The organism is Pseudomonas sp. P97.38, from assembly GCF_001269745.1.
Taxonomy (GTDB): Bacteria; Pseudomonadota; Gammaproteobacteria; order Pseudomonadales; family Pseudomonadaceae; genus Aquipseudomonas; species Aquipseudomonas chlororaphis_E.
Genome location: NZ_LHVJ01000015.1, coordinates 341,975 through 367,036 on the forward strand (window position 1 = coordinate 341,975; position 25,062 = coordinate 367,036).

Consider the following 25,062-nt stretch of genomic DNA (forward strand, 5'->3'; position numbering starts at 1 on the left):
CACAGCTTTGGAAGAGCCCGGCTTAGGCCGGGCTTTTCTTTGCCTGCGATTTGAGCTGGCACAAAACCTGTGGGAGCGGGCTTGCTCGCGAAAGCGGTGTATCAGCCAGCATCGATGTCGGACGGGCTGGCGCCTTCGCGGGCAAGCCCGCTCCCACAGAGGCAGGGCGGTGTGCGGTGGATTTGTGGCTGGCACAAAACCTGTGGGAGCGAGCTTGCTCGCGATAGCGGTGTATCAGCCAGCATCGATGTTGGATGGGCTGGCGCCTTCGCGGGCAAGCCCGCTCCCACAGGGGCAGGGCGGTGTGCGGTGGATTTGTGGCTGGCACAAAACCTGTGGGAGCGGGCTTGCTCGCGAAAGCGGTGTATCAGCCAGCATCGATGTCGGACGGGCTGGCGCCTTCGCGGGCAAGCCCGCTCCCACAGGAGTGGCGATTACAGGGCTGAGGCCTGGCGCCATTCGGGTTGGGCGTGTTGCTGTTCGGCAGCACCGGCCACCGCACCGATCACCAGGATCGCCGGGCTCTTGAGCTGGAACGCGTTGGCATCGGCTTCCATCGACGCCAGGTCGCTGCGGCAGTCGCGCTGATGGGGCAGGGATGCGTTTTCGATCATGGCCACGGGTGTGTGCGCCGCCAAGCCACCCGCCAGCAGTTGTTCGCGGATCTCGCTCAGCTTCGCCACGCCCATGTACACCACCAGGGTCGTGCCGCTTTGCGCCAGCGCCTGCCAGTTCAGGCTGCTGCCGTCCTGGGTGTGGGCGGTCACCAGGGTCACGCCCCGGGCGACACCGCGCAGGGTCAGCGGGATGTCACAGCGGGTGGCCCCGGCCAGGCCCGCCGTGATGCCATTGACCAACTCCACCTCGACACCTTGCGCCTGCAGCCACTGTGCTTCTTCACCGCCGCGGCCAAAGATGCACGGATCGCCGCCCTTGAGGCGCACCACGCATTTGCCCTGGCGGGCATAGCGCAGCATCAGTCGATGGATGAACGCCTGGGGGGTGGAGCGGCAGCCACCGCGCTTGCCCACGGCGATGACGCGAGCGCCGGGACAATGTTCCAGCACCGCCTCGTTGACCAGGTCGTCGATCAACACCACGTCGGCCTCGCGCAGCGCGCGCACGGCCTTGAGGGTCAGCAACTCAGGGTCGCCAGGACCTGCACCCACCAGCCAGACTTTTGCGTTCATAGTGTTTTCCTCACGAGAGAGCGGCCATCGGTTGCGCCGAGGCAACCAGCAGGCGCTTGATTTCCGGTACGCAGGAACCGCATTGCGTGCCACAGCCCAATTCCTTTTTCAGCCCCTGCAAGTCAAGGCCGCGTTCGATGCCGGCGCAGATCGCGCGCTGGCTGACGTTCAAGCAGTTGCACAGTGTCTTGCCGCCGCTACCGCCACCCACCGCCGCGCCGACATTGCCTGGCGGAGCGCTCAATGGCGCCAGCAGCCAGCGGCGCAGTTGTTCATCGGCGCGACCTTCCTGCCACAGATTCTGCAACCAGTGCCGGGCGAGGGTTTCGCCGGCCAGGCGGATGGCGGTGATGCGACCGTTCTCGATCCGCACCCGTTTGCCGATGGCACGACGCGGATCGTCGTAGGCCAGCACCGGGCCGTCGATCAGCCCCAGTTGCTCGTCGATGGCCTGCAGCAGTTCGGGATCGGGCGCTGCGGCGCTGGCTGCGCGAATCACCAGTGCCGGGCGTTCACGGCCGGTTAGGCTGAGGCTGACGTAGGCAAACGCCTCACAGAGCGGTCGAAGCGTCTCCAGATGCCGTTGAACATCGCCCTCGATCAATGTGAACAACTGCCAAGGCAGGTTCACTGGTTCCAGGCGTACGCCGCTGTGCTTGAGTTCCGGCTGTTTCGACAACGGGTCGAAGGCCGGTTGGGTCAGGCGGTTGACCCCACCCTTGAGGAACCGGTCACCCCAGTGCATGGGCAGGAACGCCTGGCCGGGACGCACGCTTTCGTCGCTGTCCACGGCCACGACCACCGCGCCGCGCCGGCTTTTCAGGCTGACCAGGTCGCCGGCCTGCAAGCGATGGCGCTGCAGTTCGTCAGGGTGCAGGCTGAGGACGGCTTCGTTCACATGACCGAACAATTGTGCGGCGGTGCCGGTGCGGCTCATGCCGTGCCACTGGTCGCGCAACCGCCCGGTGTTCAGGGTCAAGGGGTAGCGTGCGTCGCGCAGCTCCCTGGCGGCACGATACGGTTCGGCGACAAATCGCGCGCGCCCGCTGTCGGTGGGAAAGATCCCGTCTTCATACAGGCGCGCGGTGCCGCTCGTGGCGCCTTCCGGGAAGGGCCATTGCTGGGGGCCGAGTTCATCGATCAGTGCATGGCTGATGCCGGACAGATCGAGGTCGCGCCCGCAGGTCAGGTGTTTGTATTCGTCGAACACCTGGGCCGGGCTGGCAAAGTCGAACAGGCTGGGCTGGCCCGGCCGCAGGCGTTGTTCCAGGCGCTGGGCGAAGTCCACGGTAATCGCCCAGTCCGGCCGTGCTTCACCGGGCGCGTTGACCGCCCGGCGAACGTGGGAAATACGCCGTTCGGAGTTGGTCACCGAACCCTCTTTCTCGCCCCAGCTGGCCGCGGGCAGCAGCAGGTCGGCGAAGGCGGCGGTCTCGGTGGTGCGGAACGCTTCCTGCAACACCACGAACGGACAGGCTTGCAGCGCGTCCCGTACCGCCGTCTGGTCCGGCATCGATTGGGCCGGGTTGGTGCAGGCGATCCACAAGGCCTTGATCTTGCCGCTGCGCACCTCGTCGAACAGCTCGATGGCGCTCAAGCCCGGGTTGGCCGGCAACTGCTCGACGCCCCAGTAGCGGGCGACCTCATCGCGGTGTTCCGGGTTGTTGGCTTCCCGATGACCGGGCAACAGGTTCGACAGGCTGCCGGTTTCCCGTCCGCCCATGGCGTTGGGCTGGCCGGTCAGCGAGAACGGCCCCGCGCCCGGACGGCCGATCTGCCCGGTGGCCAGGTGGAGGTTGATCAACGCGCTGTTCTTCGCGCTGCCGGCGGTGGACTGGTTCAAGCCCATGCACCACAGCGACAGGAAACTCGGCGTGGTGCCGACCCATTCGGCGCACTGGTGCAGTTGTTCGACACTGATGCCACACACCTGGGCGACCATGGCCGGGGTGTAGTCGCGCACCAGGTTCTTCAATTCAGCCAGGCCTTCGGTGTGGGCCTTGATGAAATCGCGGTCGACCCAGTCTTCCCACAGCAACAGGTGCAAAATTCCGTGGAACAAGGCGACGTCGGTTCCCGGCAGGATCGCCAGGTGCAGGTCCGCCAGGTCGCAGGTGTCGGTGCGCCGAGGGTCGATGACGATGATTTTCATCTGCGGACGGCGGGACTTGGCTTCTTCGAGGCGACGAAACAGGATCGGATGCGCGTAGGCCATGTTGCTGCCGACGATCATCACGCAATCGCTCAGTGCCAGGTCTTCATAGTTGCAGGGCGGGGCATCGGCGCCCAAGCTGCGCTTATAGCCGACCACGGCCGAAGACATGCACAGGCGCGAATTGCTGTCGATGTTGTTGGTGCCGACCAAGGCCCGGGCGAGTTTGTTGAACGCGTAGTAGTCCTCGGTCAGCAACTGGCCGGAAATGTAGAACGCCACGCTGTCGGGACCGTGCTCGGCAATAGTGGTCGCGAAGACGCTGGCGGCATGCTCCAGGGCGCTTTCCCAGTCGGTACGGGCGCGGGCCAGGCCCTTGCCCAGGCGCAGTTCGGGGTACAGGGCGCGGGCGGCGAGGTCGCCGGTCAGGTGCAGGGTCGAGCCCTTGCTGCACAGTTTTCCGAAATTGGCCGGGTGGGTGGGGTCGCCACTGACGCCGAGGATGCGCTCGTCGTCATGGTCGATCAGCACGCCGCAACCGACCCCGCAGTAACAGCAGGTCGAGGCAGTGGTTTGGTGGCTCATCAGCTTGCGTCCCGTAGCGCCAGCAGGACCCGGCCGTTTTCGACACGGGCCGAATGATGATGGGCGCAGCCCACATCCGGCGTCTGGGCCTCACCGCTTTGCAGGTCGATCTGCCAGTTGTGCAACGGGCAGGCCACGCGTTTGCCGTAGATCAGGCCCTGGGACAACGGCCCCCCTTTGTGCGGGCAACGGTCGTCGAGTGCGAAGACTTCATCGTCGCTGGTACGAAAAATCGCGATATCGCCTTTCGGGCCCTGGATGATGCGTGAGCCCAGGGCGTTGATCTCTTCCAATGCGCAGATATCCAGCCAGTTCATGCCGGCACCTCCAGGTTCTTCACGGGGATGACTTCGAACTCTTTTTTCAGCTGGGGTTGTTCCAGGCGCTGTTTCCATGGGTCCTGTTCCAGGGCCAGGGAAAATTTCAGGCGTTCATGCAGCGCTTTGCGGCGGGCCGGGTCTTCCAGCACAGCTTTCTTGATGTGCTCCATGCCGACCCGCTGCATGTAGTGCACGGTGCGCTCGAGGTAGAAGGCTTCTTCGCGGTACAGCTGCAGGAAGGCGCCGTTGTATTCGCGGACTTCTTCGGCGGTCTTGAGCTTGACGAAGAACTCGGCGACTTCGGTCTTGATCCCGCCGTTGCCACCGATGTACATCTCCCAGCCGGAGTCGACGCCGATGATGCCGACGTCCTTGATGCCCGCCTCCGAACAATTGCGTGGACAGCCCGAGACCGCCAGCTTCACCTTGTGTGGCGACCACATGTTGAACAGGTCGTGCTCCAGTTCAATGCCCAGCTGGGTGGAGTTCTGCGTGCCAAAGCGGCAGAACTCGCTGCCCACGCAGGTCTTCACGGTGCGGATGGACTTGCCGTAGGCGTGGCCGGACGGCATGTCGAGGTCTTTCCAGACGCCCGGCAGGTCGTGCTTCTTGATGCCCAGCAAGTCGATGCGTTGCCCGCCGGTGACCTTGACCATGGGCACGCTGTATTTATCGGCGACGTCGGCGATGCGGCGCAACTCCGCCGGCGTGGTCACGCCGCCCCACATCCGCGGCACGACCGAGTAGGTGCCGTCCTTCTGGATGTTGGCGTGGGCGCGTTCGTTGATCAGGCGCGACTGTGGGTCGTCCTGGGCTTCGCCGGGCCAGGTGGAGATCAGGTAGTAGTTCAGGGCCGGGCGGCAGGTGGCGCAGCCGTTGGGGGTGCGCCAGTTCAGGTAGCTCATGGTGCCGGCGATGGTCAGCAGGTGCTCGTCGCGGATCGCCTGGCGGATCTGGCCGTGGTTGAGGTCGCTGCAGCCGCAGATGGCTTTCTCGCTTTTCGGCTTGACGTCCGCCGCACCGCCCACGGTGTTGATCAGGATCTGCTCCACCAGGCCGGCGCAGGAGCCGCAGGAACTGGCGGCCTTGGTGTGTTTTTTCACGTCATCGACGCTGAACAGTCCGTGTTCCTGGATCGCCTTGACGATGGTGCCCTTGCACACGCCGTTACAGCCGCAGACTTCGGCGCTGTCGGCCATGCTCATGGCTTTGTCCTGGCCCTGGTGGCCGACATCGCCCAAGGCGTTTTCACCGAACATGAGGTGATCGCGGATTTCGCTGATCCCGGCGTTTTCACGGATCTGGCGGAAATACCAGCCGCCGTCCGCCGTATCACCGTACAGGCAAGCGCCGACCAGCACGTCGTCCTTGATCACCAGCTTCTTGTAGACGCCGCCAATCGGGTCGGAGAGGGTGATGGTCTCGGTGCCTTCGCCGCCCATGAAGTCCCCGGCGGAAAACAGGTCGATGCCGGTGACCTTGAGTTTGGTCGAGGTCACCGAACCCTTGTAGGTGGCGAAGCCCAGTTGCGCAAGGTGGTTGGCGCAGACCTTGGCCTGTTCGAACAACGGGGCCACCAGGCCATAGGCCGTGCCGCGATGGTTGGCGCATTCGCCGATGGCATAGATGCGCGGGTCGTAGGTCTGCATCGTGTCGTTGACCAGGATCCCGCGGCTGCACGGAATGCCGGACTTTTCCGCCAGCTCGGTGTTGGGGCGGATGCCGGCGGCCATCACCACCAGGTCGGCGGGGATGATGTCGCCGTTCTTGAACTGGACCGAGCCGACCCGGCCGTTGCCGGCGTCGTGCAGCGCTTGGGTCTGCTCGTTGAGGCGAAAGTTCAGGCCCCGCTCTTGCAGCGCGCTTTGCAGCAATTGGCCGCTGGTCTTGTCCAGTTGCCGCTCCAGCAGCCAGTCACCGAGGTGCACCACGGTCACGTCCATGCCCCGCAGCTTCAAGCCGTTGGCGGCTTCGAGGCCCAGCAGGCCGCCGCCGATCACCACGGCGTGCTTGTGGGTCTTGGCCGTGTCGATCATGGCCTGGGTGTCGGCGATGTCGCGGTAGCCGATGACGCCTTCGAGCGTGTGGCCAGGGATCGGCAGGATGAACGGCGTGGAACCGGTGGCAATCAGCAGGCGATCGTACTCGGCCTCGGTGCCGTCCTGGGCGATGACCCGGCGCTTGACCCGATCGATCTGCACCACCTTGCGGTTGAGCAGCAGGTTGATGTGATTGTCCTGGTACCAGCTCAGGTCGTTGAGCACGATCTCTTCGAACGTCTGCTCGCCGGCCAGCACCGGCGACAGCAGGATACGGTTGTAGTTGGTGTGGGGCTCGGCGCCGAACACCGTGATGTCGTACAGCTCGTTGCTCAGCTTGAGCAGTTCTTCAAGGGTCCGAACCCCGGCCATACCGTTGCCGATCATCACCAGTTTGAGTTTTTTCATCAGGGTTCTCCGCGAGCTCATGCCCGTTTCTTCACGGCGATCGGGCTGGCTCGGCCATTTTTTCGAAAACAAAAAAGGCGTCCCGCTAGCAAGCTAGCGAGGACGCCTTTGTCCTGGTCCCGTTCTCTCGGGAAGCACCGCCTTCATCGTTGGAGGCGTTGCCTTATGTCTGTTGCCAGGGGTTATGCAGTGGTTGTGCCAAGTGGGCCGAGGGTGTGGATTTATTGGGCGGGCCGCTGGTCGGGCGCGCAATGGCGGGATTTATTGCACCGAATCAAAGCGTATTGCCCGGTAATGGAGCGTTGGGGCTGGCGCATCGCGGCGCAAGCTTTGCTCCTGCATCGGATCCATTGTGGGAGCGGGCTTGCCCGCGAAAGCGGTGCGTCAGTCAACATCCATGCTGAAGGTGCTGACGCCTTCGCGGGCAAGCCCGCTCCCACAGGATCTCAGCTGTGAAATACCAGGAACAGCAGCACGATGTTCACCACCAGAGACAGCAGCGCCAACGTGCGCCAGACCTTCAGCGGCTCGCGTTCCAACAGTGGCCGGGGCCTTACGCTCAAGCTGCGACGTTCGCCCTGTTCCAGCAACAGCAACCATTCCTCGGCGGTTTCGAAACGCTCGTCCGGGTCTGCCGCTACGGCCCGTTCCAGGCTTTGCCCGAGCCATTCCGCCAGGTCCGGTCGATAACGGTGGGCACTGACCGGCACGCCAAAGCGCGGCCGCTGGAACGCCTCGATCTCGCCATAGGGGTAGTGGCCGGTCAGCAGGAAGTACAGGGTCACGCCCACGGCGTACAGGTCTTGCCGAGCGGTCGGCGCGTGGCCGGCGAAGGCTTCCGGGGCGATGTAGCTGGGCGTTCCGGGCAAGACGTTGGCCTGGTCTTCGGACAGCCCCGGGCAGTAGGCCAGCCCGAAATCCAGCAGGCGCAATTCGCCATCGTCCCCCAGGTGCAGGTTTTCCGGCTTGATGTCGCGGTGGTAGATCTGTCGTCGATGCAGCAGCCCCACCGCGCGCACCAGCCGTTGCGCCAGGTCCAGCCATTGTGCCAATGGCAACGGGCCGCCCTGGTCGAACAGCTCGGCCAGGGTCAGGCCGGGGTATTCGCGCATCACGTAATACAGGTGCTGGCGCTTGGGCACGCCATGGACTTCCGGAAACTGTCGACCGGCGACCCGCCTGAGAAACCATTCTTCGGAGAGCAGCGCTTGCCCGGCTCGACTGTCGTCCCGGAGCTGGCCGGGCAGGGTTTTCAACAGCCATGGCTGGCCCTGGCCGTCGTGCACCCGGTAGAGCAGTGATTGCTGGCTTTGACCGAGCAAAGCTTCGACCTGCCACCCCTCGAAGGCCTGGCCTGCTTTCAGCGCCGGGGGCAGGGGCCATTGCTGCAACTGGATCAGCGCGTCGCCGATGCTCGCTTCGCCCAAGGCGTCGACGCGCACCAGCAAGGCGCTGGCGTTGTCCTGGCTGCCGGCCAGGTGCGCGGCGTTGACTAGGGTCTGCGCTGCGCGATCGAGGTCCGGTTGGTCGCGCAGGACGCCGGCGATGGCCGTGTCCCCCAGGGCGGCCCAGACGCCGTCGCTGAGCAGGACGAAGGTTTCGTCGGGGCGCAGTTCGCCGTCGAGGAAATCCAGCACCAGGTGTTGATCCAGCCCCAACGCCCGCTTGAGCACATGTTGCATGCCCTGTTGGTCCCAGACGTGGTCTTCGCTGATGCGATGCAGCTGATCGGCGTGCCAGCGGTAGACCCGGCAATCGCCGACATGGGCGAGGGTGAAGCGACGGCCCCGCAGGACCAGCGCGCTGACGGTGGTGAGCAGCGGTTGCCCGCCACCGTTGGCTTGCAGCCAGCGATTCTGCGCCAGCAGCAGGCGATCCAGTGCCTGGGCCACGCCCCAGGTTTGTGGCGTGGCGTAGTAGTCCAGGGCCAGCGCCTGCAAGGTCGACCGGGCCGCCAGGCCGCCGTCGGCGCATTGGCTCACGCCGTCGGCGATGGCGAACAGGTAGCCCTTGCTGGCGGCCAGGGCCGGGGCCGGGGTGACCAGGCGCAGGGCGTCCTGGTTTTCGTCCCGTGGGCCGATGGCGCTGGCTTCGGCAAAACTCAGTTGCAGGCTCATGGGGTTGGCTTACACCCGGGCAGCGGTGACGGCGGCCGAACCCCAGGTGGTTCTCCAGCGACGCTTGACGCCGTACAGGCCGAACCAGGCCAGGACGCCGAGGCTGGCGAACAACCACAGCGCCATCTGGTAGCTGCCGGAGCTTTGCTTGATCGCACCCATGCCCGCCGCCAGGGCGAAACCGCCGATGCCGCCGGCCATGCCGATCAGCCCGGTCATCACGCCGATCTCACGACGGAAGCGTTGCGGCACCAGTTGGAACACCGCGCCGTTGCCCGCACCCAGGCCGAGCATGGTGCAGACGAACAGGGCCAGGGCGGCGTAGGAGTTCGGCAGGTTGAAGCCCACCGCGGCAATGCAGATGGCCGCGACGGTGTACATGCCCAGCAAGGTGCGGATGCCGCCGAAACGGTCGGCCAGGGCGCCGCCCAGCGGCCGCATCAGGCTGCCGCCAAAGACGCAGGCGGCGGTGTAGTAGCCGGCCGTTACCGGGCTCAGGCCATACTGGTCGTTGAAGTAGCCGGGCAGGGCGCTGGCCAGGCCGATGAAGCCGCCGAAGGTCACGCTGTAGAAGAACATGAACCACCAGCTGTCACGGTCGCCCAGGGCCTTAAGGTAATCGGCCATGGATTTGGCTTTGGGGCGCTCGGGAGCGTTCTTGGCCAGCCAGGCGAAGAGGACCAGGGTCAGCACCAGGGGGATGAGGGCGAAACCGAACACGTTGGTCCAACCGAACGTCACGGCCATGATCGGCGCGATCAACGCGGCGAGCACGGTGCCCGAGTTACCGGCACCGGCGATGCCCATCGCCTTGCCTTGGTGCTGGGGCGGATACCACTGCGAGGCCAACGGCAGGGCCACGGCGAACGAAGCCCCGGCCACCCCCAGGAACAGGCCCAGCAGCAGGGCTTGTTCATAGCTGTGGATGCCCAGCTTCCAGGCGCAGAACAATGCGCTGATCACGATCACCTGACCCACCATGCCGGCAGTCTTTGGCGAAATCCGATCGGCCAGAAGGCCCATGAACAGGCGCAGCACCGCGCCGGCCAGGATCGGCGTGGCGACCATCAGGCCGCGTTGCTGAGTGGTCAGGTGCAGGTCGGTCGAGATCTGCACCGCCAATGGGCCGAGCAGGTACCAGACCATGAAACTCAGGTCGAAATACAGGAAGGCCGCGAACAGGGTCGGGGTGTGGCCGGATTTCCAGAAGCTTGAATTCATCGCGCACCTCAGCGGTTAAAGTCTCGAAAATGAGTCAGTGCTTCGAGGTGGTGCGCCACAACGGCGACCCCCACCGACCCCGGACGTTGGGGCCAAAGCAAAAAAACGCCGCAACCCGAGTCGCCAAGCCAGGCGAAAAGGGTGTGCGACGTCTTTGTCGTAGGTGGGGCAACCGCCGTTGGTTACCTGTGAGGTTGCTTAAGCGAGATCTGTGCCAACCCGTAAGCGTCTTCGCGAGCAAGCCCGCTCCCACAGGTGACGTGGGTGTTCACAGAGGCTGCATTCACTCTAAAACCCATGTGGGAGCGAGCTTGCTCGCGAAGGCGTCGGGTCAGTCGATATCAATGCCGGATATTGGAGCGCTTTCGCGAGCAAGCCCGCTCCCACAGGTGATGTGGGGTGTTCACAAAGGCTGTGTTCACCCTAAAACCCATGTGGGAGCGGGCTTGCCCGCGAAGGCGTCGGGCCAGGCGCCGTGGGGCGTTCAGCCGAGCAGTTCGTTCATGGCAATGATCTGCTCGGCCACCTGGATCAGCTTCTGCTGGCGGCTCATGGCCTGGCGGCGCATCAGGGTGTAGGCCTGTTCTTCGTTGCAATCCTTCATCTTCATCAGCATGCCCTTGGCCAGTTCGATGCGCTTGCGTTCGGCCAGTTGCTGGTCGCGGGCCAGCAGTTGGGCGCGCAGGGCCTGGTCGCTTTCGAAGCGGGCCATGGCCACGTCGAGGATCGGTTGCAGGCGCGCGGCGTGGATGCCTTCGACGATGTAGGCGCTGACTCCTGACTTGATGGCCTGGCGCATCACATCCGGGTCGTGCTCGTCGGTGAACATGACGATCGGTCGTGGCTGGTCGCGACTGACCAGCACCACTTGCTCCATCACATCGCGTCCGGGTGACTCGGTATCGATCAGAATCACGTCCGGACGCACCGTTTCGACGCGTGCGGGCAGGTCGATGGTCAGGCCGGATTCGTCGATAACCTCGAACCCGGCTTCAATCAGCGCCGCCTTCAGGCGCCCGACTTTTTTCGCGGTGTCATTGATCAGCAGGATACGCAGCATGTGGAAGGCTCCTGTCAGCGACTGGCGAAAAGGGCGGTGGCATCGCTCAAGGCGTGCAGCTTGAAGCTTTTGGCATACCCGGCCGGGTCCGTGCCGTCCCAGGTGGTGCCGTCGATCAACAGGCTGCTGCGCATGTCCGGCAGCGGGGCGGGGATGTCCAGCGCCGCGCAGGCTTCACGGTACAGCGTGAGTTGCTGGACTTGCCGTGCCACGTCCAGGTAGTCCGGGTCCTCGCGCAGCAAGCCCCAGCGGCGGAACTGGGTCATGAACCACATGCCGTCGGACAGGTACGGCAGGTTCACCGCGCCGCCCGCATGGAAGCGCATGGCGTGAGGGTCCTGCCAACTGTTGCCCAGGCCGTCGGCATAGATCCCCAGCAAGCGCGGTTCGATGCAGTCCAGCGGGGCGTCGAGGTATTGCGGCGCACTCAACAGTTGTGCGGTGCTGCGGCGGTTCTCGCTGCTCTGCTCGATGAAGCGGCTGGCCTCGAGGATCGCCATCACCAGGGCCCGGGCGGTGTTGGGGTACTGCTCGACGAACGCGCGGGTGCAGCCCAGGACTTTTTCCGGGTGGTCGGGCCAGATGGTCTGGGTGGTTGCCAGGGTGAACCCCAGGTTCTGCTTCACCGCGCTGGCGCACCAGGGCTCGCCGACGCAGAAGCCGTCGATCCGCCCGGCCTGCAAGTGGGCGATCATCTGGGGCGGCGGCACCACCACGCTGTCGACGTCGGTCAAGGGGTGGATGCCCTGGGCCGCCAGCCAGTAATAGAGCCACATGGCATGGGTGCCGGTGGGAAACGTCTGGGCGAAGGTCAGTTTCGGGCGAGATTGGTGCACATGCCGTTCCAGTGCCTCAGGACTGGTCACGCCCTGGGCCTGCAAGCCGTGGGACAGGTTGATGCTCTGGCCGTTCTGGTTCAGCCCCATCAGCACGGCCATGTCGGTGGGCGCCACGCCGCCGATGCCCAGGTGCACCGCGTAGACCAGGCCGTACAAGCTGTGGGCGGCGTCGATTTCACCACTGACCAGCTTGTCCCGCAGGTTGGCCCAGGATGCCTGGCGCTTGAGGTTCAGGGTCAGGCCGTAGGGCTGGGCGAACCCCTGGGTGGCGGCCACCACCAGGGGGGCGCAGTCGCTCAGGGCCATGAAGCCAAGATTGACCGCGCTCTTTTCCGGGGCATCGCTGCCATTGACCCAGGCCAGGGGGTTGGCTGGAACTTCATTCATCGCGCATCACCTTCCACATGAAAGCGCCGCCATCCGGCTGGATGACGGCGCCCTTGTCCTCAAAACCGTGTGGCACTCATCCCGGCAACGGCATGGGCACCGATGAACGAAAAGGGTGCAAGGCATATGCCAGCCCGGTGCTCATCATCTTTGCATCAAGATTTCAGGCGCCGCGCCTTTCATCCTGTCGCTCCTTCCATTCGCCACGTTGCAGAGGAGACACCGGTGCAGGACACATCATCTCGCTCCACGGTATTGACTGACCCGCGCGAGCGGGTGGTGCACCTGCGGGTCGTCCAGGGTGCGGTGGCGCTGGGCAGCGCAGGGGGCGGGCAGCGCCAGGCCCTGCCGAGCGGTTGGCAAGGGCTGGTGGTGCTGCGCGACCCGTTGCGGTTTTCCGGTGGCCAATTGCATGTGCTGCCGGTCTGCCCGGCGCCGCTGGTGAAGTTGCAGGCGTTCTTCGACATGAGCGATGCCTTCGCCGCGAAAAGAACCGAGGTCGCGCCATGGGCCTTGTTGCCGGTGGCGGATGATGTCGTGCGGACCCCGGCGCGGTTCGAGCGCTGGTTCATTGAACAGGCGCTGGGTGGCACCCCGGGTTATCACGCCGTTGCACCGTTGTTGCGCCAGCATGAAAGCTACGGCCTGGTGCGTTTTTTGTTGGAGCAAGGCACCCGCAGCGAAAAGCTCAACACCCTCGCGCAGCGCTACGGCGTGTCGGTCTCGCATTTTCGTCGGCTCTGCCGGCAGGCCCTGGGCAGCGCGACCAAACCGGCCTTGCGCGGGTGGCGCACGGCCCAGGCGTTGTTGGACATGAGCCTGGGCAACGGTTCGCTGACCGACGTCGCGCTGGCGTTCGGCTTTGCCTCTTCCTCGCATTTCTCCAAGGAAGTGCGCGAGCTGGTGGGGTTCGCCCCCAGCAGCCTGGCCGACATCACCTACCTGCCGGGCAAGTGAACCGATGAACCGTCACGCGTTGTCCCTGTCCTTGCTCCTGCTGCTCGCGCCCCTCGCGGCGCGGGCCGACGTCTACAGCTTCGAGGCTCGCGAGCAGAGTGCGCGAACGTTTTTCAGCGAGCTGGCAGGCGTGCTCGGCAAGCCTGTCATCGTCAGCAAGGTGGCGGCGGCCAAGCGGGTGGGCGGCACCTTCGACTTGCGCACGCCGCAGCAGACGTTCGAGCGCATCAGCGCGCAAATGGGTTTGATCTGGTACAGCGACGGTCAGGCGATCTACCTGTACGACGGCTCGGAAAACAAAAGCTCGATGGCCTCGTTGCAGACGCTGACGGTGGCCAAGCTGCTGGCGTTTCTCAAGCAATCGGGGCTGCACGACCCACGCTATCCGTTGCGCAACGACGGCCTGCGCACCTTTCACGTGTCCGGGCCGCCGATCTACGTCGACCTGGTGCTACAGGCCGCGCAGTTGATGGACAACCAGCGCTCGGAGCTGTTGTTGGGCAAGCAGCAGATCGGCGTGATCCAGGTGCGCAATACCTTCGTCAGCGATCGCCAGTACGAATTGCGCGATGACAAGGTGACGCTGCCGGGGTTGGCCAGTGTGATCGAGGCGTTGTTGCGCGGTGAGCAGCAGTCGGTCGAGCCCACGGTGGCCCAGGCGCCCGGGCCGCGGTCGCGGGCGATGATGCCGGTGTTTCCCCTCGAAGGCCTGGCGAACACGGCCTCGGAACACGACCCTACCGCGCCACGCATCCTCGCGCGGGAGGTGGCCGCCGGCAACATTCGCGTGGTGGCCTACCCGGACACCAACAGCCTGCTGGTCAAGGGGCTGCCGGAACAGGTGCGTTTTATCGAGAACCTGGTGAGTGCGCTGGACACACCCAAGCGCCACGTCGAACTGTCGTTGTGGATCATCGACCTGCACAAGGATGAACTCAATCAACTGGGTATCAACTGGCAAGGCGCGGTGAAATCCGGCGGTACGTTCAGCGCCTCGCTCAACGCCGGTTCGGCGACCACCCTCGACGGTGCGTCGTTCGTCACCCGCGTGCTGGCCCTGGAGCGCACCCAGCGGGCCAACGTCGTGTCGCGCCCGGTCATCCTGACCCAGGAAAACGTCCCGGCGATCTTCGACAACAACCGTACCTTCTATGCGCCGTTGGTGGGAGAGCGCAGCGTCGACCTGCAACACGTGACCTACGGCACCCTGGTCAGCGTACTGCCGCGCTTCGCCCAGGCCGACGAGATCGAGATGTCGCTCAACATCGAGGACGGCAACGAGGTCGAACGTCCGGCCCAGGACGAGCGCCAGGGCGCGTTGCCGACGGTGGGCCGTACTCGCATCAACACAGTGGCGCGGGTGCCCCAGGGCAAGAGCCTGCTGGTGGGCGGCTTTACCCGTGACGACCACGGCGAGCAGATCGGCCGGGTCCCGGTGTTGGGCTCGATCCCGTGGCTCGGCAGGTTGTTCAGCTATCGCCAGAGCCGCTCGGCCAACACCGTGCGCGTGTTCCTGATCCAACCCCAGGAAATTCGCCAGGCCCTTGAACCTGACACGATCGAGCCGGGCGGGCCGTTGCTCACCCCGGAGCAGCACGAGCGCTTGCGGCGTTCTTACTTCAGGCTGTCGCAACCATGAGCCTGCCGCCGGTTTCCATGGGCGGACGCGCCGCCCAGGCCCGCCTGAACAGCGAGAAGGCCGCCGAGCATCCGCAGCCGTCGGTCGACGCCTGGGCGGACGTGGACGACAGCGCCACGACGGCGGTGGCGCAGCGCATGGTGCAGATCAGCGACGAGCTGTCGGCGGCGCTCACCCAGTTCCGTGGCCGCCGCCTGTTCGAGCTCAAGTCCGAAACGCCGACCGACACCTTCGAACGCGTGCTGGAGGACGACACCGTGCCCAAGGCGCGGCAGGTGCTGAGCCTGGCGCGGCTGGCGGACAAACCGGTGGCCTGGCTGCTGGACATGGCGCGGCAACTGTTCCCCGACGACAGCGACCTGGCCCTGGTGCTGCGGGCGTTGTTGCGCCGGCGCAACCTGCAAAGCCCGACCCGCCAGCGCCTCGAAACGCTGTTGCAGACGGTGGTTGCCCAAGGCTCGCCCAAGCGCATGAACGCCGGGATCAACGCGGCGCTCAAGGCGCGGATGTTCGGCGCGAGTATGGCGGTGCGGGCCGGCCTGCTGCGGGAAACCTACCGCGACTTTCTCGAATCCGACGACGGCCCGCTCAATGCCTACCAGGATTGGATCGCCCTGTACGGACCGTCGCAGCGCATGAACGTGCTGGCCTTCATCGAGGCCGCGTTGCTCACCGACATCAGCGCCCAGGACCCCAGTTGCTCGCACGCCGAGTTCGGGCAACTGCTGGGACGACTGACCGACCTCAAGCACCTGCGCTCGGCCGACGGGCTGTTCATCAACGCGTTGCTGGGCGATGCACTCGTCTGCCGGCACAACGCCGATGAGACCGACTGGCTGGTGTTCCTGTTCGGCGTGCTGGCCTACCCCGATGACCTCGACCAATGGCTGCTCGGTGCGGTGGGCGAGCCGGTGCTGCTCAGTTCCCACCGTGACCGTTCGGCGCTGTTGCAGACCGTGCGCCGGCTCAGCCTGCGCTTGCCGCCGTCGTTGTTCGTCGATGAAGACGCGCCGGTGCGCCTGGCCCAACAGTTCACCCGCCTGGCCGATGTCGCCTATGCCCATGAATGCCTCGAACAGCGCCGCGCCGGCGGTTGCCCGTGATGCCGTCCCGGAGCCTGGCCTGAATGCTTAATGTTTTTTTGCGCAACGTCAGCGCGCGCCCGGAACTGCTGATCCTGAGCCTGATGGTGATGATCATCGCCATGCTGATCATCCCGTTGCCCACGGTGCTGGTGGACGCGCTGATCGGCCTGAACATCGTCATTTCGCTGCTGGTGTTCATGGGCTCGTTCTACATCGAGCGCATCCTCAGCTACTCGACGTTCCCGGCATTGCTGTTGCTGACGACGTTGTTCCGCCTGGCGTTGTCGATCAGCACCAGCCGGCTGATCCTGAGCCAGGCCGACGCCGGCGAGATCATCGCCTCGTTCGGTGACTTCGTGATCGGTGAAAGCCTGGTGGTGGGCTTCGTGATTTTTTCCATCGTCACCATTGTCCAGTTCATTGTCATCACCAAGGGCTCGGAGCGGGTGGCCGAGGTGGCCGCACGCTTCTCCCTGGACGGCATGCCGGGCAAGCAGATGAGCATCGACGGTGACCTCAAGGCCGGCGCCATCGATGCCGCCCAGGCCCGGGAAAAACGCAGCGTGCTGGAGCGTGAAAGCCAGTTGTACGGCTCTTTCGACGGCGCAATGAAGTTCATCAAGGGTGACGCCATCGCCGGCATCATCATTATCTTCGTCAACTTCATCGGCGGCATGGCCATCGGTGTCGGGCAATTGGGCATGGACATGTCCGTGGCCCTGTCGACCTACACCCTGTTGACCATCGGCGATGGCCTGGTGGCGCAGATTCCCGCGCTGCTGATCGCCATCGGCGCCGGGTTCATCGTCACCCGGGTCAACGGTGACGACAGCAACCTGGGTCGCAACATGCTCAGCCAGATGCTCGGCAACCCGTTCGTGCTCGGTGTCACCGCGTTGCTGGCGGTTGGCGTCGGCCTGCTGCCGGGTTTTCCCTTGCTGACCTTCCTGGCCATCGCCAGCGCGCTCGGGCTGGTGGTGTTCGTGCGCCAGCGCAAGGCCTGGCGCCAGGGCTCGGCCGAACAGCGCGCCGAACCCGCCGGCCAGGACGCGCCGCAGGCCGATTCTGGCTTGCTCGAAGACGTCGACCACATCGCCACGGAGACCGTCGCACTGATGCTGCTGGTGCCCGCCGCACGCTTGCCAGCGCTGGAAAAGCAGCGGTGGGCTGCGCGCTTTCGCAGCCAGTTCTTCGTCGACTACGGCTTGCGCATTCCCGAACCCCGGCTGCGGGCCAGCGAAGCGCTGCCGGCGCATCAAGTGGCGGTGCTGATCAATGAAGTGCGCGCCGAACAATTCGACATTCACTTCGACCACTGGCGCCTGCTGGACTATTCGCCCGAGCTTGAGCCCCTGGGGTTCGCCCTGGTGCGCGGCAACGACAGCAATCGCCAGGGCGGGGTCTGGGTTGGCGCGGCCGACCGCGAGCGGGTGCAGCAACTGGGCTATCACCTGCGCCCGGCGGACGAGGAATGCTATCGCTGCCTGGTCACATTGCTGGCGCGCAACATCCGCGAGTTTTTCGGCGTGCAAGAAACCAAGCAACTGCTCGACGAAATGGAAAGCCGTTATCCCGACCTGCTCAAGGAAGTGTATCGCCACGTCACGGTGCAGAAGATCGCCGAGGTGCTGCAGCGCCTGATCGGCGAGCGTATTTCGGTGCGCAACATGAAGCTCGTACTTGAATCGCTCGCGCACTGGGCCTCCCGGGAAAAGGATGTGCTGGCGCTGGTGGAGCACGTGCGCGGGGCCATGGCCCGCTACATCAGCAACAAGTTTGCCCAGGGCAACGACTTGCGCGTGCTGCTGTTGTCGCCGGAGTTCGAAGAGGGAGTGCGCCGAGGCATCCGGCAAACCTCCGGCGGCAGCTTCCTCAACCTCGAGCCGGCCGAATCGGAAGAGCTGATGGACCGCCTCAGTGTTGGCCTGGACAGCCTGCACATCGCCCACAAGGACCTGGTGCTGCTGTGCTCGGTGGATGTGCGGCGCTACATCAAGAAACTGATCGAGGGCCGCTTTCGGGAGCTGGACGTCATGTCGTTCGGCGAAATCTCCGAGACCGTTTCGGTCAATGTCATCAAGACGCTGTAGGGAGATCGTTCGTCAATGAACCTGCGCCTGGAACGACACGCCGCCCACCCTTTGCGCCTGAGCGGCCCGCTGATCGAGGCGGCGCTGGGCGAGGTGGTGGTGGGGGAGGTCTGTGAAGTGCGTCGGCACTGGCGCTCGCCCGAGGTGGCGGCCCGGGCGCAGGTCATCGGCTTCAAGCCCGGCGCCGTGCTGCTCAGCTTGCTGGGCGAGGCGAAAGGATTGTCAAGGGAGTCGATGATCGTGCCCACCGGCGCCACCTTGCAATTGACCTGCAGCGATGCCTTGCTCGGCAGCGTGGTCGATCCCCTGGGCCGCATCGTCGAGCGCCTGGCTCCGTCGACGGCCCTGGCGCAACGGGATTGCCCGGTGGACGCCGACCCGCCGTCGTACCAGCAGCGGCGCCCGGTAGCGCAGCCGTTGTCCACCGGCATTCGCGCCATCGACGGCCTGCTGACCTGCGGTGTCGGCCAGCGCCTCGGCATCTTCGCCGCCGCCGGGTCCGGCAAGACCACCTTGATCAACATGCTCATCGCACACACCGATGCCGAGGTCTTCGTGATCGGCCTGATCGGCGAGCGTGGGCGGGAGGTGACCGAGTTCATCGCGCACCTGCGCCAGTCGCCCCAGCGTTCGCGCTGCGTGGTGGTGTACGCCACTTCGGATTTTTCCTCGGTGGATCGTTGCAACTCGGCGCTGCAGGCCACCACCATCGCCGAGTACTTTCGTGACCAGGGCCGGCGCGTGGTGTTGTTGCTCGATTCGCTGACCCGCTACGCCCGCGCGCGCCGCGACCTGGCCCTGGCGGCCGGTGAAGCGCCGGCGCGGCGCGGTTTTCCGGCTTCGGTGTTCGATGCCTTGCCACGCCTGATGGAGCGCCCCGGCATGACCGCTGGCGGCAGCATCACCGCGTGGTACACGGTGCTGCTGGAAAGCGATGACGAGCCGGACCCGATCGCCGAGGAGATTCGCTCGATCCTCGACGGCCACGTCTACCTCAGCCGTGCGCTGGCGGCCAAGGGGCATTACCCGGCCATCGACGTCTTGCGCAGCGTCAGTCGCGTGGCGACACAAGTCACCACGCCGCAGGCTCGGCAATTGGCTGCGTCTGCCCGGGACACGCTGGCCCGTCTCGAACAGTTGCAGGTGTTTGTCGACATGGGCGAGTACAGCCCGGGGGCGGATGCGGCCAACGACCGGGCGATGCAATGCCGCGACGCCCTCGAGCAGTGGCTGCGCCAGCCCACGGATGAGCGCTGCGAGCCCGATGAAACCCTGCGCCGCCTGCATGACATCCTCGCTTGATGGGCGCCGCCTGTTGGCCCTCAGTCAGTGGCGCCAACAGCGCGGTGAGCACGCGCTGCTGCGCGTCCAACGGCAATTGCAGCCGCTGTTGCAGGAACGGCGCGGCTTCGAGGCGCAAGAGGCGGCGCTGCTTGAACTGTTGGCCAGCCACCGCGCGAATGACTGTGTGCTGGATCACGGGCAACTGTTGGCGCTGCTGCGTACCCAGGCCGTCATCCGGCGACGGATCGATCTGCTGCGGGTCGAGCGTGACCGCGTCGACCAGCAATGCCGAGCGGTTGAACAGCAGTTGCAGACCCAGCGCGAGTGCCTGCGCTCGTTGCAACGCAAGCACCTTCAGCTTCAGCGTGCGGTCGAGCAGCAGCGTCGCCGGCAACGGCTGGCGCAGATACGCCAGGAAGAACGGGAGCAGGAAGACATGACGGGGATGAGGCGATGAATCAGGTTGTCGGGGTGCCCGCTCTGCCGGTGCAGGTGTTGGAGCTCGTGGGCGAAGGGCGACTGGACGAGCGAACGGACATTCTCGTCCCGGTGCAAGAGGAGGACCTGCCCCAGGGCGTGCTGGACCTTCTGGCGGCGTTGCCGGTTTTTCCCCCACTCCAGCTGGACAGCGGTCGCGGGCTGGCTCGGCATGCGGTGCCGGTCGTTCAGGAGGGCGACGCTGTCCAGCACCGCGACGCGTCGCCGAGCGGGACGGTCGCGAGGGACGTCAGGCGCGAGCAAAGTCTTACCGCGAAGCCCTTGCCACAGGCGCACCCGTCGTCCGATGCGATCTCAGTGGCGGCGTCGTTACGGCTGGAAATGGCCGTTGAGTACACGAACCCACCCGTGCAGGTGGCACCGATGGAGCCGGTGCCGGCTGAACCGTTAGCGGCTGTCGAGCAAGCGTTGCGCACGTCTGCACCGAGCCCGCAGGTTGTGCGTCTTGTGCCCGGCGCCATCCCGGCGCCGCTTGCTCCGGTGGTCATGCCACCAGCGCCCGATGCAGGGGGGCATGCCTCGCCGGGGTTGCTGCAGGTGCCGTTCAACAACGGTGCGGCCAGCGGCCAGGTGACGATCCATCGGCTGCCGGATGAGCCCGCTCGCCTGATGCTCAGCCCCAGCAATGCCCTGGTCCTGGAGCAACTCAAGGAGCCTTTCGCCCAAGCGCGGGAGCCGACCTGGCGATTGACCGACAGCGGCGGTGAACAACCGCGCCAGGGGTCGCAGCAGACGCCGGATGACGATCAGGACGAAGCGCCGGAACATCCCGCGTGAGGGCCTTGAAACTGCGGCGGGTCGATTCCCGGCTGCACGCCTGTACGCAAGCGATTGAGCGTTGGCGCCGGGCCGGTCGGCCGGCCGGATTGGGCCGGGTGCCTGATCGCTCGGGCTTTATCCAGTTTCGCGCGCTGGGCGACGGCGGGGACTGGCACGGGCTGATCCTGGCCCATGACTGGCTGCATCGAGCACTGCCGACCTCGCCGTCGTGGGTGGGGCGCCAGAGCCCGTTGTCGAGCATCGTCGCTTTGTTCCGTGCGGTGCCTCGGCCCTTGCCGTTGGCGGTGGACGAACTGCGCTACAGCCGGCTGGCGGACATCGAAGGCGTTGAAGGAACGCGATGCCCGACGCACGACCTGCCCTGGCTCGACACGCCTCGCGGGCGCGTGTGGGTCACACGCTTACCGCCGCGGGGCCGCGTGGCCGAGCCAGGGTCACACGCCTGGCTCCAGGCATTGCCGATGCGCCTGGTGTTGCAGTTGGGCGTCAGTGAACTGCGCGCTGCACGGCTTCGGCGACTGCACGAAGGCGATGTCCTGCGCATCACCGAGCGGACTCAGCACGGTTTGCTGGCAAACCGTTGCCTGGGCGTTTTCACATTCACCGAAGAGGGTTTACACATGCAACCGAGCGTGGCCGATGCCGATCCACCGATCCCCCCGTCACCTGGTCCGGCCGTCGATCCGAGCGCGCTGATGGTGCGCCTGGAGTTCGTCCTCGCGAGCTGCGACATCGACTTGGCGCGGCTGTCGCAATTCATCGACGGGCAACTGATCCCACTGGCCGCCGATGCCGCGCAGCACATCGAGATTCGCGCCAATGGCCGGCCCGTGGCCGTGGGGGAGTTGGTGCAAATGGAGGCGCAGTTGGGCGTTGAGCTGCTTAAGGTCTATCGGAACGGCAGCGATGAATGACGTTTCGCTGATCGCGCTGCTGGCGTTCGCTTCGCTGTTGCCGTTCCTGGTGGCGGCGGGCACGTGCTACCTGAAGTTCTCCATCGTCTTCGTCATCGTGCGCAACGTCCTGGGGTTGCAGCAGGTGCCTTCGAACATGGCGCTGAATGCGATCGCGCTGATGCTGGCGATCTTCGTCATGACGCCGGTGATGAAACAGGGCCATGACTATTACAAGCACGAGGCGGTGGTCTTTACCGACCTCGAGTCGGTGGTGAATTTCGCCGAGAACGGCCTGGGCAGCTACAAGGATTACCTGCGTCGGTACACCGACCCGGAGCTGGCGCTGTTCTTCGAGCGCGCCCAGGCGGGCCAGGTCGATGCCGACGCCGACCGGTATGCCGAGGATGACCTGGCGCCGTCGTTGTTTTCGCTGCTGCCGGCCTATGCGCTGAGTGAAATCAAAAGCGCCTTCAAGATCGGCTTCTACCTGTACCTGCCGTTCGTGATCGTCGACCTGGTGATCTCCAGCATCCTGCTGGCGCTGGGCATGATGATGATGAGCCCGGTGATCATCTCGGTGCCGATCAAACTGGTGCTGTTTGTCGCCCTCGACGGTTGGGCGTTGCTGTCCACCGGGTTGGTCAAGCAATACCTGACGTTGTTGGCATAGGGGCGGACGATGAACGACCTGGTCTATGCCGGTAACAAGACCCTGTACCTGATCCTGCTGATGGTGGCCTGGCCGATCATCGTCGCCACGGTGGTCGGCCTGGTGGTGGGGTTGATCCAGACCGTGACCCAGTTGCAGGAGCAGACCCTGCCGTTCGGGTTCAAGTTGTTGGCCGTCGCCGCGTGCCTGTTCCTGCTTTCGGGCTGGTACGGCGAAACCCTGCTGGATTTCAGCCGCGAAGTCATCCGCCTGGCGTTGGACTAGGCCGATGTCGATGACCTTGTTCTTCGAGCTGTACGGCGGGTTTGCCGCCGCGCTCCTGGGCCTGGCACGCCTGGCGCCGATGTTCTTCATGCTGCCGTTCCTCAACAGCGGTGTGCTCACCGGCGTGCCGCGCCAGGCGGTGATCGTGCTGGTGGCACTGGGGTTCTGGGCCTATGTGGGCGTGCCCGTGCCCGCCCTCGACAGCCTGGCGCTTCTTGGCTTGATGCTGCGTGAGGCGAGCATTGGCGTGCTGCTGGGCGGGCTGTTGTGCTGGCCGTTCTGGGTGTTGCATGCCATGGGCAACCTGATCGACAACCAGCGCGGCGCGATGCTCAGCAGCACGGTGGACCCGGCCAACGGCGTCGACACCTCGGAGCTGGCGAACTTTCTCCAGTTGTTCGCCGCGGTGGTGTACCTCGAAGGTGGCGGCCTGCTGTTGATGCTTGAAACCGTTGCCCAGAGCTATCGCCTGTGCGCGCCGGTGAGTGGTTGCGCGATGAACCTGCCGGCCATCCATGCCCTGCTGGACATGCTGGTGGGCAAGACCCTGGTGATCAGTGGACCGGTGGTGGCCGCGTTGCTGGTCAGTGAAGCCCTGCTCGGCTTGCTCTCGCGCTATGCGCCGCAGATGAACGCGTTCTCGGTGTCGCTGACGGTCAAGAGCCTGGTGGCGCTGGTGGTGCTGATGCTGTACTTCGGCGTGCACCTGCCGGATGAAGTGCTGCGCATGGGCGGCATGTCCGCAGGCCTGGCCGACTACCTGGATGTTGAAGAGGGCGGGCATGTCGTCCAGCGCCTCGAAGACTGAAAAACCCACGGCCAAGCGGCTCCGGGATGCGGCCCGCAAAGGCCAGACGTTCAAGGCCAAGGACCTGGTCATCAGTTGCCTGACCCTGTGCGGTATCAGCTACCTGGTCTTCAACAGCTCGCTGGTCGAGGTCATGGAGGTCTACCGGCGGATCATCGACAGCGGCTTTGACGCCGACCTGCAAGCGTACTCGATGATGTGGGTGCTGCTGGGGCTGGAAGCGTTGCTGCCGCTGTTACTGGTGTGCGTGCTGACCAGCGCCGTGCCGGCCTTGCTGCAAAGCGGTTTTGCCTTGGCCAGCGAAGCGTTGAAACTCAATTTTGGCGCGTTGAACCCGGTCAATGGCTTCAAGAAGCTGTTCAGCCTGCGCACCGTCAAGGACACCGTGAAGGCGCTTTTGTACCTGGGCAGTTTCGCCCTGGCGCTATGGGTCGTCTGGGTCACGCAACGGCCGCTGCTATTTGCCCAACTGTTCGCCCAGGCCCCCGATCTGTTCGCGATCTGGGGGCGTTTGCTGCTGGTGCTGGTGCTGGCGTTCCTGGCCTGCGTCGTGTTGATCGTCGTGCTCGATGCGGTGTGCGAGTACGGGTTGTTCATGAAGGACCAGATGATGGACAAGGATTCGGTCAAGCGCGAACACAAGGAGCAGGACGGCAACCCGCAGATCAAGGGCCGCCGCCGTGACCTGCACATGGAGCTGCTGTCGGAGCAGGTCAAGTCCGACGTGCGCAGCTCGCGCATGATCATCGCCAACCCGACCCACATCGCCATCGGCGTGTACTTCCGCCCGGAAATCACCTTGCTGCCGTTCATTTCCCTGATGGAAACCAACCAGCGCGCCCTGGCCGTGCGGGCGTACGCCAAGGAGGTGGGGGTGCCGGTGGTCAACGACGTGGCCCTGGCCCGGCGCATCTTCAAGACCCACCAGCGCTACAGCTTTCTCCAGGTGCAGGAAGTGGAGCAAGTGCTGCGGTTGCTGATCTGGCTGGAGCAGGTGGAGCAGGCGTGAGGCCTCACCAATCCCGGCACCCAACCCGTGGCGAGGGAGCTACTCCCGCTAGGTCGCAAAGCGGCCCCAAAAAACCGACAACGCGATGCATCAGGCTGCCGGATGAGGTCTTGCGGGGTCTGCTGCGCAGCCCAGCGGGAGCAAGCTCCCTCGCCACAAAAGATTTCTGCCGACCAGGGGAAGGCACTCACCGCAATGAGCGCAATTTGGCAGCGCCCCCACCCGCGGTTTGGCTCAATGCACCCGTCAGCGACGCTGGCATTTTTTCAGGAGTGGGGCCGATGAGTCGCAACAACAAACAAGACGAGCAGGTGGCCCTGGAGGTCGTCGATGCGGTGCTCGCGGGCGCGGCGTTGAAAGACGTGCAAGGCATCAGTGACGAACACATGGCCAGCCTCTATGCCTTCGCCTTCGAGTTCTACGAGCAGGGGCGCCTGGACGATGCGCAGAAGTTCTTCCACTTCCTGTGCATCTACGACTTCTACAACAGCCATTACTGGATGGGACTGGCGGCCGTGCACCAGCTCAAGCAAGACCACCAGAAAGCGATCGACCTGTATGCGATTGCCTTCGCCCAAGGCAAGGACGACTACCGGCCAATGCTCTACACCGGCCAGTGTCACTTGGCCCTGGGCAAGGTTGGCAAGGCCCGGTTGTGTTTCGAGTATGTGCTTGAGCAAGCCACGCAAGACGATCTGCGCGAGCAGGCCAAGGTGTATCTCGACACCTTGGCCCACATGGAACAGCAATGTTCGGAGGACTGA

At 64.9% G+C, this 25,062-nt stretch carries 21 protein-coding genes; 13 read left to right on the plus strand and 8 right to left on the minus strand.

Annotated features, from left to right (window positions below; genetic code table 11):
- Nucleotides 1-434: 434 nt before the first annotated feature.
- The 8 genes from cobA to AD664_RS11775 all read right to left on the minus strand — a co-directional run bounded on the left by cobA (nt 435) and on the right by AD664_RS11775 (nt 12,318).
- Nucleotides 435-1,190, minus strand: a complete 756-nt coding sequence (gene cobA, locus AD664_RS11740) for a uroporphyrinogen-III C-methyltransferase (RefSeq protein WP_053146682.1) — start codon at nt 1,188-1,190, stop codon at nt 435-437.
- Between the two features lie 10 nt (nt 1,191-1,200).
- A complete protein-coding gene (locus AD664_RS11745; RefSeq protein ID WP_053146684.1) occupies nt 1,201-3,927 on the minus strand; it encodes a nitrate reductase in 2,727 nt (908 codons plus the stop codon).
- Nucleotides 3,927-4,244: a nitrite reductase small subunit NirD gene (gene nirD / locus AD664_RS11750; protein WP_053146687.1), complete on the minus strand. Its 318-nt coding sequence runs from the start codon at nt 4,242-4,244 to the stop codon at nt 3,927-3,929. The genes AD664_RS11745 and nirD overlap by 1 nt, the downstream gene beginning before the upstream one ends.
- Nucleotides 4,241-6,694, minus strand: coding sequence for a nitrite reductase large subunit NirB (nirB, locus tag AD664_RS11755; protein ID WP_053146689.1), 2,454 nt, complete (start codon nt 6,692-6,694; stop codon nt 4,241-4,243). Before nirB ends, nirD begins: the two co-directional genes overlap by 4 nt.
- 446 nt (nt 6,695-7,140) lie before the next feature.
- Complete coding sequence (locus AD664_RS11760) at nt 7,141-8,811, minus strand: bifunctional protein-serine/threonine kinase/phosphatase (protein WP_053146691.1); 1,671 nt, start codon at nt 8,809-8,811, stop codon at nt 7,141-7,143.
- A gap of 9 nt (nt 8,812-8,820) precedes the next feature.
- Entirely contained in the window at nt 8,821-10,032 is a 1,212-nt protein-coding gene (locus AD664_RS11765; RefSeq protein WP_053146693.1) for a NarK/NasA family nitrate transporter, read from the minus strand.
- 484 nt (nt 10,033-10,516) lie between these two features.
- Nucleotides 10,517-11,092 (minus strand): ANTAR domain-containing response regulator, encoded by a 576-nt coding sequence (locus AD664_RS11770; protein WP_047737436.1) that lies wholly within the window; start codon nt 11,090-11,092, stop codon nt 10,517-10,519.
- 14 nt (nt 11,093-11,106) lie between these two features.
- Nucleotides 11,107-12,318 carry a CmpA/NrtA family ABC transporter substrate-binding protein gene (locus AD664_RS11775; protein ID WP_042729592.1) on the minus strand — a complete coding sequence of 404 codons (1,212 nt, stop codon included), beginning with the start codon at nt 12,316-12,318 and terminating at the stop codon, nt 11,107-11,109.
- 225 nt (nt 12,319-12,543) lie between these two features.
- Between AD664_RS11775 and AD664_RS11780 the strand changes: the two genes are divergently transcribed.
- From AD664_RS11780 to sicA, 13 genes are all read left to right on the plus strand, one after another.
- Nucleotides 12,544-13,275 carry a helix-turn-helix domain-containing protein gene (locus AD664_RS11780; RefSeq protein ID WP_053146696.1) on the plus strand — a complete coding sequence of 244 codons (732 nt, stop codon included), beginning with the start codon at nt 12,544-12,546 and terminating at the stop codon, nt 13,273-13,275.
- Between the two features lie 4 nt (nt 13,276-13,279).
- The gene (sctC, locus tag AD664_RS11785; protein ID WP_053146698.1) at nt 13,280-14,914 is read left to right on the plus strand and encodes a type III secretion system outer membrane ring subunit SctC; all 1,635 of its coding nucleotides are present in this window, start codon (nt 13,280-13,282) and stop codon (nt 14,912-14,914) included.
- Nucleotides 14,911-16,017, plus strand: a complete 1,107-nt coding sequence (sctW, locus tag AD664_RS11790; protein ID WP_053146700.1) for a type III secretion system gatekeeper subunit SctW — start codon at nt 14,911-14,913, stop codon at nt 16,015-16,017. Before sctC ends, sctW begins: the two co-directional genes overlap by 4 nt.
- A 23-nt stretch (nt 16,018-16,040) precedes the next feature.
- On the plus strand, nt 16,041-18,089 hold the full coding sequence (locus tag AD664_RS11795; protein ID WP_053146702.1) for an EscV/YscV/HrcV family type III secretion system export apparatus protein: 2,049 nt from the start codon (nt 16,041-16,043) through the stop codon (nt 18,087-18,089).
- 15 nt (nt 18,090-18,104) lie between these two features.
- Nucleotides 18,105-19,391, plus strand: a complete 1,287-nt coding sequence (gene sctN, locus AD664_RS11800) for a type III secretion system ATPase SctN (protein ID WP_053146705.1) — start codon at nt 18,105-18,107, stop codon at nt 19,389-19,391.
- Complete coding sequence (locus AD664_RS11805) at nt 19,375-19,830, plus strand: type III secretion protein (protein ID WP_053146707.1); 456 nt, start codon at nt 19,375-19,377, stop codon at nt 19,828-19,830. Before sctN ends, AD664_RS11805 begins: the two co-directional genes overlap by 17 nt.
- Entirely contained in the window at nt 19,827-20,648 is an 822-nt protein-coding gene (locus tag AD664_RS11810; protein WP_053146710.1) for a hypothetical protein, read from the plus strand. Before AD664_RS11805 ends, AD664_RS11810 begins: the two co-directional genes overlap by 4 nt.
- Nucleotides 20,645-21,565: a FliM/FliN family flagellar motor switch protein gene (locus AD664_RS11815; protein ID WP_053146711.1), complete on the plus strand. Its 921-nt coding sequence runs from the start codon at nt 20,645-20,647 to the stop codon at nt 21,563-21,565. Before AD664_RS11810 ends, AD664_RS11815 begins: the two co-directional genes overlap by 4 nt.
- Entirely contained in the window at nt 21,558-22,217 is a 660-nt protein-coding gene (locus AD664_RS11820; RefSeq protein WP_053146712.1) for an EscR/YscR/HrcR family type III secretion system export apparatus protein, read from the plus strand. Before AD664_RS11815 ends, AD664_RS11820 begins: the two co-directional genes overlap by 8 nt.
- A gap of 9 nt (nt 22,218-22,226) precedes the next feature.
- Nucleotides 22,227-22,481, plus strand: coding sequence for an EscS/YscS/HrcS family type III secretion system export apparatus protein (locus tag AD664_RS11825; RefSeq protein ID WP_042732696.1), 255 nt, complete (start codon nt 22,227-22,229; stop codon nt 22,479-22,481).
- Between the two features lie 4 nt (nt 22,482-22,485).
- A complete protein-coding gene (sctT, locus tag AD664_RS11830) occupies nt 22,486-23,289 on the plus strand; it encodes a type III secretion system export apparatus subunit SctT (RefSeq protein WP_053146713.1) in 804 nt (267 codons plus the stop codon).
- Nucleotides 23,264-24,298, plus strand: a complete 1,035-nt coding sequence (locus tag AD664_RS11835) for an EscU/YscU/HrcU family type III secretion system export apparatus switch protein (RefSeq protein ID WP_053146714.1) — start codon at nt 23,264-23,266, stop codon at nt 24,296-24,298. The genes sctT and AD664_RS11835 overlap by 26 nt, the downstream gene beginning before the upstream one ends.
- Before the next feature lie 281 nt (nt 24,299-24,579).
- Nucleotides 24,580-25,062: a type III secretion system translocator chaperone SicA gene (sicA, locus tag AD664_RS11840; RefSeq protein WP_047737409.1), complete on the plus strand. Its 483-nt coding sequence runs from the start codon at nt 24,580-24,582 to the stop codon at nt 25,060-25,062.

Excerpts from the sequence above, each read along its gene's own strand:
- AD664_RS11820 (WP_053146712.1), top strand. The coding sequence starts at position 21,558 with ATGAATGACGTTTCGCTGATCGCGCTGCTGGCGTTCGCTTCGCTGTTG.
- AD664_RS11835 (WP_053146714.1), top strand. The coding sequence starts at position 23,264 with ATGTCGTCCAGCGCCTCGAAGACTGAAAAACCCACGGCCAAGCGGCTC.
- nirB (WP_053146689.1), bottom strand. The coding sequence starts at position 6,694 with ATGAAAAAACTCAAACTGGTGATGATCGGCAACGGTATGGCCGGGGTT.
- AD664_RS11770 (WP_047737436.1), bottom strand. The coding sequence starts at position 11,092 with ATGCTGCGTATCCTGCTGATCAATGACACCGCGAAAAAAGTCGGGCGC.
- AD664_RS11805 (WP_053146707.1), top strand. The coding sequence starts at position 19,375 with ATGACATCCTCGCTTGATGGGCGCCGCCTGTTGGCCCTCAGTCAGTGG.
- AD664_RS11795 (WP_053146702.1), top strand. The coding sequence starts at position 16,041 with ATGCTTAATGTTTTTTTGCGCAACGTCAGCGCGCGCCCGGAACTGCTG.
- sctW (WP_053146700.1), top strand. The coding sequence starts at position 14,911 with ATGAGCCTGCCGCCGGTTTCCATGGGCGGACGCGCCGCCCAGGCCCGC.
- sctN (WP_053146705.1), top strand. The coding sequence starts at position 18,105 with ATGAACCTGCGCCTGGAACGACACGCCGCCCACCCTTTGCGCCTGAGC.
- AD664_RS11760 (WP_053146691.1), bottom strand. The coding sequence starts at position 8,811 with ATGAGCCTGCAACTGAGTTTTGCCGAAGCCAGCGCCATCGGCCCACGG.
- sctT (WP_053146713.1), top strand. The coding sequence starts at position 22,486 with ATGTCGATGACCTTGTTCTTCGAGCTGTACGGCGGGTTTGCCGCCGCG.
- sctC (WP_053146698.1), top strand. The coding sequence starts at position 13,280 with ATGAACCGTCACGCGTTGTCCCTGTCCTTGCTCCTGCTGCTCGCGCCC.
- AD664_RS11765 (WP_053146693.1), bottom strand. The coding sequence starts at position 10,032 with ATGAATTCAAGCTTCTGGAAATCCGGCCACACCCCGACCCTGTTCGCG.
- AD664_RS11810 (WP_053146710.1), top strand. The coding sequence starts at position 19,827 with ATGAATCAGGTTGTCGGGGTGCCCGCTCTGCCGGTGCAGGTGTTGGAG.
- AD664_RS11745 (WP_053146684.1), bottom strand. The coding sequence starts at position 3,927 with ATGAGCCACCAAACCACTGCCTCGACCTGCTGTTACTGCGGGGTCGGT.
- AD664_RS11825 (WP_042732696.1), top strand. The coding sequence starts at position 22,227 with ATGAACGACCTGGTCTATGCCGGTAACAAGACCCTGTACCTGATCCTG.
- sicA (WP_047737409.1), top strand. The coding sequence starts at position 24,580 with ATGAGTCGCAACAACAAACAAGACGAGCAGGTGGCCCTGGAGGTCGTC.
- AD664_RS11775 (WP_042729592.1), bottom strand. The coding sequence starts at position 12,318 with ATGAATGAAGTTCCAGCCAACCCCCTGGCCTGGGTCAATGGCAGCGAT.
- nirD (WP_053146687.1), bottom strand. The coding sequence starts at position 4,244 with ATGAACTGGCTGGATATCTGCGCATTGGAAGAGATCAACGCCCTGGGC.
- cobA (WP_053146682.1), bottom strand. The coding sequence starts at position 1,190 with ATGAACGCAAAAGTCTGGCTGGTGGGTGCAGGTCCTGGCGACCCTGAG.